Raw genomic sequence first — 10971 nt, 5'->3', positions numbered from 1 at the left:
ATATCGTTTGTTTGGTACTCCTTTTGGCATAGCAAAACACCCCACTTGTTAGATAGTATACCATACTGTCTAACAAATGGGGTGCAGTTCAACAGGAACATGAGAAGGGGTTATTCTTTAGTAAATGAGAATCCCAAGCATAGCCGAGGCGATGATCAGCAGGATGGGCGAGAGTTTTTTCTTTTTGAGAGTACGATACATCGCCATACAGGCAGCCAATACCACCACGATCAGCAGTGCCCGCAAGTCCGCTTTGGCACCTTGCACCAGAGGAAAGCAGTTGTGCAGCGTCATATAGACGCCGGTGGCCAGGATAATGCCGATCATACAGGGCTTCAATCCCTGCAGAACAGCCTGTGCATACTTGCCTTTCAGGATACCCCTGAGCAGGTTCATGACCAGTAGGATCACGAAGAAGGACGGCAATGGGAGGCCATGCGGAAGGTCGATATCAGAACCGTAGATAAATCTCAACTTGTTGATATTCGGACGATCAAAATCGATGAGGAACTGCCACCCATTGACAGATGGTTTAGCTATCTGCGTCAAGTCAAAAACCCATATTGTGTCAGAGTAGGGGACATGGCGATAAAGATCAACTTTCCTGACGAGAATTGATTTAACCGCGCACCCCATTCATAGGTATAATTGTGTCAATCGGGAGTGAATATGATTGTTTAGTCCAAACAGTATCCCGATGCAAAGGCGGCCCACTGAAAAGTGGGCTGCCGTAATTTCTCAGAGAAAAGTGTATGTCTATCTTGACACAACCAGAGGGCTTCATCACCGGTATGGCGTCAAAGATGTTCGTCGTCGCGGGGCCAGTCATCGTGTTCGGCACGCTCGCAAGCGTCGTGTACGGCGTTGTTCTGATGCTGCTGTGAAAAAAAAGGAGCGCCGCGGGTAGCTGTCCATAAAACAGGTTTCACGAAACAAATAATATGGCAGTTGCCGGACAAGGGTTGCTGACAAAAAGGGGTATGTGCCGTTCAGACACATGCCCCTTTGCTTTTTTGCTGTTTTAAAGGTTGATTATGGCTGATTTTTTGCCGTCACGCGTCTTTCCGGAGGGCGCTTGATGGGATTTGCCGCCCTACTTGAAAAGCGGGCTGAAACAGTCGCTTTGCCAAAGGAAAATGAGAGCTATATATTATCCAGAGGATACTGCAAGGAAGATTAGTTCTGATTCATTCCGAATGGTTCATAGGTCAGCAGCTTTTTCTTCCAAAGGGCCTCTGCATCAATGATTTGATTGTCTGGAAGTGCCTTGGACAAAACCTGCAACACTGAAAACTGCAAATCGTGGCAACTATGATTTACAGACTTCAAGTGGCTGATCATTCCCTTGTTGTTTCCGTGACCGCCCGTAGCGACGTAGACAGACCAACGCCCCAGTAGGCCGTCATAGCCATAGGTCGAGCCGACATATCTGTCTCCCGCCTTGGTGTCCACAATCAGATAGACCGCATTGACCGCAGCCATGGCCGCCTGCCACAGCTCATAGTCCGTATCGTTTTCGACAACTTCTTTTAGTTCATCGAAGGATAGAATAAGATTTTCAAATCCCACAAAAGGCTTCTGGTTCTTTGACTCAATTGCCACGATGGGCTTTTCGGTGGTAGCTTTTTGATGCCACATCCGAGCTGACCCGCCCCAGTCAATCACCAGCTTTCCCTCGTACTCTTTCAGCAAATCCACATATTGCAAATCAAAAAACGCCATTTCGCCACGGTATTCCATGGCTTCACAGTCAGGTAATCCGGCAGGGCATACATCCGGTGTATCAGGCACAGAACCATTGACACGATAACAAGAGTGCAGTCTCGCGTATGTACCGCCATCGCTGATGAATGTGATCCAGTAGGAATATCCTTTGCTGAACCCGTCTTTTTGGTGCTGTGTATATTCATGCGCCATACCAGCTTTATAACATTCTCTGAAACGTTCGTCAGATAATGCATGCCGGATCAGCTTGACATCTTTCGGGTCAAGCCCTACATTTTTAAGCACATCGGAAAAGTTCAAAATTGCCATGGAAGCCCCTCCTTATTTTGTTCTCCATTTCAAATTCTACCACAGATTTTTTCGTTGTAAAGCGCGCTTTCCCACCGGCGCAGGATCGCCGCCAGCTTCGGTGTCAGGCGTTTGCGGCACTCCTGCCGCAGTTCCTCCGGTACGCCGTAGAATGCCTCAGCGATGCTGCCGGTGATGGCGGCGAGGGTGTCGCTGTCGCCGCCGAGGGACACCGCCGTGCGCAGAGCGTCTTCAAAATCGCGGCTCTCCAAAAACGCGGTGATTGCCTGCGGCACGGTTTCCTGGCAGCTCTCTACATGATGGTAGGTGGGACGAATTTCGTCGCAGGTTCGGCTGAGGTCGTAGCCGAATTCGCGCTCCACATACGCTTTGATTTCCGCTTTGTCGTGACCGGTGCGGGCGAGGAAAATCGCCGCAGCGACAGCCTGTGCGCCCTTGATGCCCTCCGGATGGTCGTGGGTCACCTCGGCGGTGAGCCGCGCCAGATGCAGCGATTCTGCCATGTCCTTCGCCAGCCATGCGGCAGGAGAAACTCGCATAGCGCTTCCATTGCCATAGCTGTGGTAGGGCTGTGGAGCATCCGCATACAACCAACGGCTAAACCGCGCACCGTAACCCCTGTCGGGATAGATGCGGCCCAGTCGCTGCATCTCTCGCACCAGCGCCGCTTTGATGGCGGTATCGTCTTGCCCACGGCTGCTGAGCAGCGCCTTCGCCACCGCCAGCGTCATCACCGTGTCGTCGGTGAAGTCGGAACGGCGGCTGAACAGGGGGAAATCCTTCGCCTTATAGTTGTTGCAGTCGAACTCGTAGGGGCTGCCCACGATGTCGCCCAGAATCGCTCCGTACATACGCTTACCTCCCTCTTTTCTGCACGTCCTCGTCGATGCGGCGCTTCCAGTCTGCGCTGAGCGGCCGGGCGGCGCGGACGCTGCACACGGCCTCGCTGATGACCTCGTAATTGAGCGCTGTGCCCGCCTCGTCGCACTTGTAGTTCACCGAGCGATCCGCACCGATGCCGAAACGTGCCGCCTCCTTGGCCGCGTCAATGTTTGCGCCGAGGAACAAAAACTCCCAGCCGTACTTCTCCTTCTGCCGTTCAATCATGCGGCGCACACGCTCGTAATCGTATCGGTGGCTGGCGTTTTCGTAGCCGTCGGTGGTGATGATGAACATCGTCTTCTCCGGCACATCCTCCCGGCGGGCGTACTTGTGAATGTTGCCGATGTGGTGGATGGCACCGCCCACGGCGTCCAAAAGCGCCGTGCAGCCGCAGGTGAAATACTCCTTTTCCGTCAGAGGCGGCACTTCGCCCAGCGGCAGACGGTCATGGATGACCGTGCTGTCGTTGGCGAAAAGCACCGTGGAGACCACCGCCTCGCCCGCCTCCTTCTTCTGCTGTGCGATCATGGAGTTGAAGCCACCGATGGTGTCCGCCTCCAGCCCAGACATAGAGCCGCTGCGATCCAAAATAAAAACCAATTCCGTCATAAAAAAGCCCTCCTTCGTTTGATTACGCTCACATTGTAGCGCATCCGAAGGAGGGTTTGGTCGCCTGTGGGGCGACATTTATGTTACATTTTACAGCTTCCTCAGCTTCGCCAGCCGGGACTTGATCGCGCCGGAGGTGCGGCCAAAGTGCGTACAGAGGTCTTTCTTTTTCATACCGCCGTCGAACAATCGGCATAGCTCGTCGTCCAGTTCCTTCGTCCAAGGTTTTCCGTTGCTTTCGGGCAGCGTTTTTTCCCGTCTGCGAGATAGTTCCTCTACGGCGCAGTGCAGTGCCCGCACGATCTCCCCTTTGTTGCACACGTGGTCATCCGGCAGCACCTCCCCCGTCAAGGGGTCAACGCCGTCCGCCAAAACCGTCAGCAGTTCTTTTGCCCGTTGCACATCCATGATGCTTCACCTCTTCTTTATTTTTTTAGATGGCTCCCCCACTCGGTTTCCTTGAAGCCAACCAGCACGAAGTCATTTCCCACCAGCAGCGGGCGCTTGACCAGCATCCCGTCTGCCGCAAGGAGCTTCAGCATCTCGTCCTCGCTCATTTGGGGCAACTTGTCCTTTAGCCCCATAGATTTGTATAGCAGGCCGCTGGTGTTAAAAAACCTTTTCAGCGGCAGACCGCTACACTCATGCCATGCGGTCAGCTCGTTGTAAGTAGGATTTTCCATTTTGATGTCTCGGAATGTATAGGAAATGCCGTTCTCGTCCAGCCACTTCTGCGCCTTCTGGCAGGTGGTGCATTTGGGGTAGCAGATAAAAGTCATGGTTCACGCTCCTGTTCTATTCAATAATTTCATCACTTTGAGGATTCACCGGCTCATGCTCAAAATATTCCAACCAATCTTCGTAGCTGAGGCCCTCAATGCTGCAAATTACAACACAGCTCCAGCGGTCCTTAAGACTTTTCCCGTCAAATATTGGTGCATTGACCATCTCCTCCGCAGTTTTAAAATCGCACCCACCCACAATATCACAATAACCTACCCAGTACGGCTTGTCGTACTGTGGTAAGTAGCCGAGATAATGTTCTTCCTCATTGGGGTCATCACTGAAATAAAAGCAGGTTTCATCTATGTTCATGCCGGCAGTCAACTGCCGAAAGAAGAAATCCCAATCCATTTGATTATTCATTATTTTCACGCTCCCAACAAACTCTGGTCGAAGGCGAACAACGCCTCGTTGATCTTGAAAATATCGTAGTCCCGCTGCATGATGAAATACTCGATGATGACGTCAAACTTGCTGCTGGGGCTGAGGGCGTAGCCCGCGCGGGCGATGAGGTCGCAGGTCTCCGGCAGGCTCAGTTCCAGCGCGATGGCGAAGGCCACCGCCGTGGGCTTGGAGGGCTTGTAGTCCGGGTTATTGCGGATTTTTGAGAACAGCTTGCGATCCACGTTGGCCTTCTTGTAAACCTCGGCATCCTTTTTTCCGCTGCGGTCGATGAGCTTCAATAGCGTCTCCGAAAATCCGGCGTCCAGATGCGCCAGCGCCTCGTCCAGCCCGGAGGTCGCCATGGGCGCGTCCTCGTAGGCGGTCAGCATCCGGCTTTCAACGACGCCCATCCGGCGCATCCGCTCCCGTCGGGAATCGGTGTGGGCATCCACATAGTGGTCGTCGATGTAGGCGGCGATATCCGCGAACAGCTTGTTGCCGATCGCATACGCCGCGCGGCTGAAAATGACGATATACACCGTCATGTCGTTTTCAGCCAAAAACTCGCTGATGGTGTCCACCGCCACGCGGAGCGACTGATCCTTGGGATAGCCAAAAACGCCGGAGGAGATCAGCGGAAATGCCACCGTCTCACAGCCGTGCTCCTTCGCCAGCGCAAGGCTGGTGCGATAGCAGGAGGCGAGTTGTTCCCGCTCGCCGTACTTACCGCCGTTCCACACGGGGCCGACTGTGTGGATCACATATTTGCACGGCAGACGGTACGCGCCGGTGAGCTTGGCCTCGCCGGTCCGGCAGCCGCCCAGCGTCCGGCACTCTTGGAGCAGCTCCGGTCCCGCCGCGCGGTGGATGCAGCCATCCACGCCGCCTCCGCCCAGCAGGGATTCCTTCGCCGCGTTGACGATGGCGTCCACGCTCATTTTCGTGATGTCATTGCGAACAATGATAAGGGGCATGATACTCACCTCTGCGCAATCATTATTTAAATTCATTGTAGCAAAACAAAACCGGTTTCACAATGGGTAAATCATTTCAAGTGCTCTTCTCTAAGGGCTTGGGACTATCCCAAAAATGAAAACAGGGCGTTTCAGCGGTCAGCCGGAACGCTCTGTTTTTCGGTGTGGGTACTCACCGGATTTGCTTGCTGCACTGCAAGAAAATCCCGGTCAACCCACGCCGTTTTTCGCAAGTGTAGCTACACTTGCTGTGCTTGCTCTTCCTCTCATAATCGCATTGACTCGAACGTTTGTTCTTGTTATAATTAGGCCAAGAGATTAAAAAAGTCTTGGAACGCAGCTGATTTTCATTGGCAAATGGCGGCATCGCCGCCTTGATTACCGGCTTGCACAGGCGAACGAGCCTGTCAAGGACGCGCAGCGAGGCAAAGCCGACTCCTTGACTGGCACGGACGGCTGTGCGACCCGGCGAACTGCCTGTAATTCTCCTGTGAATCCCGGTACATTGCCCAGTGGAATCCCGGAAATTATCGTGATATACTGAATAACAATAGGTCATATCACGCACTTTGCTCCGGGAGATTCATGCGGCAATGCTCGGAAATCTGAATGAAAAGGAAGGTGCAAATGGATAACAAGAAACGTAACGTCCAAGTGGAATCGGACGGCAGCCGCAGTGCCCCCGTTCCTCTCTGGCGGGAGTTACCGCAGATCACGGTACGCCTGAAAGAAGGAAACACCATCTACCGCTTTACTGCCAGTTTTGACGGAACGCACGCCCTTCCTGAAAAGGCGGTGAAGCTGATCGACTCCGAAGGGAGTGTGTGATCGTGACCAACAGCAACCTTGTCTTGGCAGACTGTCCTCAGATGATGGAGGAATCTACTATGAAGCAGTCTGACAAAATTACCGCGCTGTATTGCCGCCTGTCCCGTGACGATGAATCACAGGGCGACAGTAACAGCATTGTGAATCAAAAAGCCTATCTCAGCCGATATGCAAAGGAACACAGCTTCCACAATACGGAGTTCTTTGTAGATGACGGTTACACAGGCGCAAACTTTCAAAGACCGGATTGGCAGCGCATGATGGCGCTGGTGGAAGAAGGGAAGATCGGCACAGTCATCACGAAGGATTATTGTGCGATAATAGGACTAAATCAGAAAGACCTTGAAAACCAAGGCATTCTGGCTTAGTCCCTTCTTTTTTTGACCGAAAACAAAGGACTTTCACAATAATCAAGCAAGCCGGAGGGTGCCGCTGCACACTTCCGGCAGAAGGAGGATATAGTGGGTGCTATCAAAGTCTTCTTGAAGGAAGTTGTGCTTCCAATCGCGCTTGCGTTCTGCCTCGCGTCATTTCTCAAGCCGATCTATATGCCTGACGGCGTATGCGACTACTTCCTAATGTGGATCTGCGTCGGCTTGCCATTCGGCATCCGGAGGATGTGCCTCTGGCTCGTTCCAAGCGGTTACGGCATCTCCGGCTCAGTCGGCATTTTCGCATTGAACTTAATCATAGGCGGTCTCATCGGAGGACTCGCCTTCTTCATCGGGCTGCTGCTCGGTATCATTCATACCATCCGAGAAATCATCTGAACTACATCGTAAACGAAGAGGGTTTGTTTCTTCTCCAATTTGGAGTAAGAAGCAAACCCTCTTTTTTTGTTGCCCAAAAGCCGGAGTATTTGCTGGCGATGCGGCGAAAGAAAGGAGTTTTTAAGCATGAAACGCATGACAGCCGGTGATCCGCAAGCACTGGAATTGCTGATGCAGACCACACCCGGCTTTGAGCATTTTGACAGCGGCGCGGATGGCATTCTCCCTGAGTGCCGAAGTTGCCGCTTTCATCGCCCCTTCTGGAAATATCAGTCCTGCGTGTTTGCAGAGTGTCCCTACTGCTGCAATCCCGTTTCTACCCTCAAAAACCAAAGTGGCACATCTGCTGCCGGAAAGGAAGTCAATCATGGATAACAAAATCGAAGTCTTCAAGAATGAACAGTTTGGAGAAATCCGAACAGCCCTGATTGAAAACGAGCCGTGGTTTGTGGCGATAGACGTGTGCAGGGCTTTGGAGATCGGCAATTCGTCACAAGCCATTTCACGGCTGGATGCGGACGAGAAGATGATTACCCTCATTTCAAATGAGGGTAATAAACGAGGCAATCCCAACATGACGGTGGTGAACGAACCTGGACTTTACACGCTTATTCTGAGCAGCCGTAAGCCCGAAGCCAAAGCCTTCAAACGCTGGATCACACATGATGTCATCCCCATGATCCGCAAGACCGGCGGCTACATGACGGACTCCCTTCTGGAACGTATTCAGAAGGAACCAGCGGTCATTGTGGAGTTTGCTCAGGCGTTGATTCTGGAAAAGAATCGCGTAAAGGCTCTTGAGTGTGAGCTGAACACGGCAAAGCCCAAAGCCGATTACTACGACGCCTTCATCAATCCGGATGACTGCACCAATATCCGAACGACGGCGAAGGAACTGAAAATCCCGGAGCGCAAGTTCGTCCAGTTTCTTCTCAGGGAGAAGTACCTGTTCCGATCTCCCTCCGGTCAGCTTCTTCCCTACAACAAGGACAGCAATGCCGGACTGTTTATCGTCCGCGATTTTGTGACGTACTGCTACACCGGTTCTCAGACCTACTTCACGCCGAAGGGCAAGGATGTCATCCGAATGAAGTTCCAGAAAAAGTGCGGCGAAGAGCTGCTTTCCAAGATGGCAAGGTGATTTCTGTGGCAGTCTATCGCGTAAACAAGAATCGTGGCTATACGGTCATGGCGAACTTCCACCTTCGAGACAAGAGCCTGTCACTCAAGGCAGTCGGTCTTCTCTCAAAGATGCTCTCGTTTAATGATGGCTGGAAGTTCTCAACCAAGGGACTTTCTGCAATCTGCAAGGAAGGTCCGGATGCCATTCTCTCCGCGCTCCGTGAGCTTGAAAAGCACGGCTACCTTGTCCGGCACCGGCAGAGAGACGGTAAAGGCAGGATGAGCAACACAATCTTTGAGATATACGAAGAGCCGCAGGAGTCTACACCAGAACGGGAAAAGCCACACACGGAAAATCCATGTGTGGAGAAGCCAGATGTGGATAATCCACGCGGGGATAAGTCCGCACAAATAAATACTGATCAAGTAATTAACCAAGAAAGAAATACTCTCTCAAAGAACTATCAATCCATCAATCTTGATGGGATGGACAGGATGGATGAGCGAAGCGAGTATGAAGAGATTATCAAAGAGAATCTTGACTACGACATTCTCTGTCAGGATCCGAAGTTCGATAAAGATCGGTTCCGGGAGATCATGGACATCATGCTGGATGCCGTCTGTTCCACCGCGCCGACTATCCGCATCAATGGCGAGGATATGCCGCAGCAAGTGGTAAAGTCCCGCTTTCTCAAGCTGAATAGCAGCCACATTGAGTACGTTCTGGAAGCAATGAACAAGAACCCGTCAGACATCCGTAATATCCGGGCGTACCTGTTGACCGCTCTGTATAACGCCTCTCTGACGATAGACAATTACTACTCTGCGCTTGTCAACCATGATTTCTACGGGCAGGACAGATCGGCAGGGTCAAAGAAGCCGAAGACCTACGATTATAGCCTTTGTGAAGACACTCTTTAATGAATACCATCGTGAGCAATGCTCGGAAAGGAGGACAGTGTAAATGAAAAGCATCTATCGCCGGATTGTGCCGCCTTAGCTTCGGCAGCAGTCCCCATAATCATTCCAAGGAAAGGAGGTAAACGCAGCAATGCAGGATGAAGTCAACACTAAAGTTGTTGCAATCATGATCAAGGGCGGCAAAATCTCAGCCGAGGTGCTGAAAAAGGCACTGGACAAGTTCGTGCAGGAGATCGAGAAGGCGCAGAAGCAGATGCAGCAGCCAAAAACCTATCGCGGCAAGCAGTCCATCAAGCATCTGATGAGCCAGAATGCCGCTATCTCCAACATCGAAGTGACGGACGGCAACATCAAATCCTTTGAGCGGACTGCCAGCAAATACGGTCTGGACTTTGCGCTCAAGAAGGACGTTTCCGTAGAACCGCCCAGCTACCTTGTCTTCTTCAAAGGGCGCGACGTTGATGTCATGACCGCCGCTTTCAAGGAGTTCTCCGCTAAAACCGTCAAGCAGAAGGAACAGCCGTCCATCCGGCACAAGCTGGATCAGGAGAAAGTTCAGAGCAAGGCGCAGCATAAGGAGAAGGTCAAGGTCAAGACCAAGGATCGGGGTGTGGAGCTGTGAACAAACCCGATGTGAAGAAGCTCGTTCTTCTGAACCTACCGTATGTCTTCGCCTTCTACTTTGCGGATAAGATCGCCGCCGTGTTTCGTCTCGCTCCCGGCACGGAGTTCATCGACAAGCTGACAAACGGCTTTGCCGTGTTCGGCACTGCCTTTGCAAATCCGCTTCCCAGCTTTCATCCCGTTGATCTGCTCGTCGGTCTGGTTGCCGGTGTGCTGCTCAAGCTGGCGGTCTATGTCAAGGGTAAGAACCGCAAGAAGTTCCGGCAGGGCGAAGAATACGGATCTGCACGATGGGGGAAGCCGGAGGACATCAAGCCGTACATGGACCCGGAGTTCTCGAACAACGTCATCTTGACGCAGACGGAGTTCTTGACCATGAACAGCCGTCCAAAGCAGCCGAAATACGCCCGCAACAAAAATATCCTTGTCATCGGCGGTTCCGGCTCAGGTAAGACGCGCTTTTTCGTGAAGCCAAACCTGATGCAGATGCACAGCAGCTATGTTGTGACTGACCCGAAGGGTACGGTGCTGGTGGAGTGCGGCAAAATGCTTGAAAAGGGCGGCTACGTCATCAAGTCGCTGAACACCATCAACTTCCGGAAATCCATGCACTACAACCCTTTCAGCTACATCCGCAGCGAGAAGGACATCCTCAAGCTGGTCAATACGATCATCGTCAACACGAAGGGAGATGGCGATAAGTCTGGCGAAGATTTCTGGGTCAAGGCAGAAAAGCTCTACTACACAGCTCTCATCGGCTACATCTGGTACGAAGCACCAGACCACGAGAAAAACTTTACTACTCTGCTCGAAATGATCAATGCCTCGGAAGCCAGAGAGGACGATGAGACCTTCAAGAACCCTGTGGATGTCATGTTCGATGAGCTGGAAGCCCGCGATCCTGACCACTTTGCGGTCAAGCAATACCGCAAATACAAGCTGGCGGCTGGTGTTGTATGCTCTAAAAGACTTCTTAATCAAGCGGTTGGGAAGTCTCTTAGAACACACAACCTAAAACCGAAGAAAGGAGCGCAAGTTAT

18 protein-coding genes are annotated in these 10971 nt (G+C 52.2%); 10 read left to right on the top strand and 8 right to left on the bottom strand.

All coding sequences use genetic code 11. The annotated features are described in order from the left end of the window. Positions 1-117: 117 nt before the first annotated feature. Positions 118-549: a chromate transporter gene (locus NI20_RS0111790; RefSeq protein ID WP_052084650.1), complete on the bottom strand. Its 432-nt coding sequence runs from the start codon at positions 547-549 to the stop codon at positions 118-120. Here NI20_RS0111790 and NI20_RS16045 point away from each other — a divergent pair. After that, the gene (locus tag NI20_RS16045; protein WP_369699417.1) at positions 493-618 is read left to right on the top strand and encodes a DUF6870 family protein; all 126 of its coding nucleotides are present in this window, start codon (positions 493-495) and stop codon (positions 616-618) included. The genes NI20_RS0111790 and NI20_RS16045 overlap by 57 nt on opposite strands. 134 nt (positions 619-752) lie before the next feature. Then, positions 753-884, top strand: a complete 132-nt coding sequence (locus NI20_RS15210) for a SpoVA/SpoVAEb family sporulation membrane protein (protein ID WP_156108641.1) — start codon at positions 753-755, stop codon at positions 882-884. Between the two features lie 292 nt (positions 885-1176). On the opposite strand, the gene NI20_RS0111785 is transcribed toward NI20_RS15210, so the two are convergent. The 7 genes from NI20_RS0111785 to NI20_RS0111755 all read right to left on the bottom strand — a co-directional run bounded on the left by NI20_RS0111785 (position 1177) and on the right by NI20_RS0111755 (position 5666). Continuing rightward, complete coding sequence (locus NI20_RS0111785; RefSeq protein ID WP_033121592.1) at positions 1177-2034, bottom strand: GIY-YIG nuclease family protein; 858 nt, start codon at positions 2032-2034, stop codon at positions 1177-1179. A gap of 29 nt (positions 2035-2063) precedes the next feature. Next, positions 2064-2885: an ADP-ribosylglycohydrolase family protein gene (locus NI20_RS0111780; RefSeq protein ID WP_033121591.1), complete on the bottom strand. Its 822-nt coding sequence runs from the start codon at positions 2883-2885 to the stop codon at positions 2064-2066. Between the two features lie 4 nt (positions 2886-2889). Further along, entirely contained in the window at positions 2890-3525 is a 636-nt protein-coding gene (locus tag NI20_RS0111775) for a vWA domain-containing protein (RefSeq protein WP_033121590.1), read from the bottom strand. A gap of 90 nt (positions 3526-3615) precedes the next feature. After that, positions 3616-3933, bottom strand: coding sequence for a hypothetical protein (locus tag NI20_RS0111770; RefSeq protein WP_033121589.1), 318 nt, complete (start codon positions 3931-3933; stop codon positions 3616-3618). A gap of 17 nt (positions 3934-3950) precedes the next feature. Beyond that, a complete protein-coding gene (locus tag NI20_RS0111765) occupies positions 3951-4304 on the bottom strand; it encodes an arsenate reductase family protein (protein WP_033121588.1) in 354 nt (117 codons plus the stop codon). A gap of 16 nt (positions 4305-4320) precedes the next feature. Continuing rightward, positions 4321-4671 (bottom strand): hypothetical protein, encoded by a 351-nt coding sequence (locus tag NI20_RS0111760; RefSeq protein WP_242842993.1) that lies wholly within the window; start codon positions 4669-4671, stop codon positions 4321-4323. 5 nt (positions 4672-4676) lie between these two features. Further along, positions 4677-5666 carry an O-acetyl-ADP-ribose deacetylase gene (locus tag NI20_RS0111755; RefSeq protein ID WP_033121587.1) on the bottom strand — a complete coding sequence of 330 codons (990 nt, stop codon included), beginning with the start codon at positions 5664-5666 and terminating at the stop codon, positions 4677-4679. Between the two features lie 627 nt (positions 5667-6293). On the opposite strand from NI20_RS0111755, the gene NI20_RS0111750 reads away from it, so the two are divergent. From NI20_RS0111750 to NI20_RS0111720, 8 genes are all read left to right on the top strand, one after another. Then, the gene (locus NI20_RS0111750) at positions 6294-6494 is read left to right on the top strand and encodes a hypothetical protein (RefSeq protein WP_033121586.1); all 201 of its coding nucleotides are present in this window, start codon (positions 6294-6296) and stop codon (positions 6492-6494) included. A 59-nt stretch (positions 6495-6553) separates the two neighbouring features. Beyond that, positions 6554-6862, top strand: a complete 309-nt coding sequence (locus NI20_RS0111745) for a recombinase family protein (RefSeq protein ID WP_197055393.1) — start codon at positions 6554-6556, stop codon at positions 6860-6862. A 93-nt stretch (positions 6863-6955) separates the two neighbouring features. Continuing rightward, positions 6956-7264, top strand: coding sequence for a DUF6050 family protein (locus NI20_RS0111740; RefSeq protein WP_033121585.1), 309 nt, complete (start codon positions 6956-6958; stop codon positions 7262-7264). A gap of 126 nt (positions 7265-7390) precedes the next feature. Then, entirely contained in the window at positions 7391-7639 is a 249-nt protein-coding gene (locus tag NI20_RS14765) for a hypothetical protein (RefSeq protein ID WP_081958496.1), read from the top strand. Further along, positions 7632-8405, top strand: coding sequence for a BRO family protein (locus tag NI20_RS0111735; protein WP_033121584.1), 774 nt, complete (start codon positions 7632-7634; stop codon positions 8403-8405). Before NI20_RS14765 ends, NI20_RS0111735 begins: the two co-directional genes overlap by 8 nt. Then, a complete protein-coding gene (locus NI20_RS0111730; protein WP_033121583.1) occupies positions 8402-9307 on the top strand; it encodes a DUF6017 domain-containing protein in 906 nt (301 codons plus the stop codon). The genes NI20_RS0111735 and NI20_RS0111730 overlap by 4 nt, the downstream gene beginning before the upstream one ends. A 130-nt stretch (positions 9308-9437) precedes the next feature. Beyond that, entirely contained in the window at positions 9438-9929 is a 492-nt protein-coding gene (locus tag NI20_RS0111725; RefSeq protein WP_033121582.1) for a PcfB family protein, read from the top strand. Continuing rightward, positions 9926-10971 (top strand): type IV secretory system conjugative DNA transfer family protein (locus NI20_RS0111720; protein ID WP_033121581.1); only part of this gene is annotated, 1046 nt, incomplete at its 3' end. The genes NI20_RS0111725 and NI20_RS0111720, both read left to right, overlap by 4 nt.

Origin of the sequence: Oscillibacter sp. ER4, from assembly GCF_000765235.1 — a bacterium.
Classification (GTDB): domain Bacteria; phylum Bacillota; class Clostridia; order Oscillospirales; family Oscillospiraceae; genus Hominicoprocola; species Hominicoprocola fusiformis.
The sequence above is the reverse complement of the archived record's forward strand: the minus strand, read 5'-3'. Positions and strand labels throughout refer to the sequence as shown.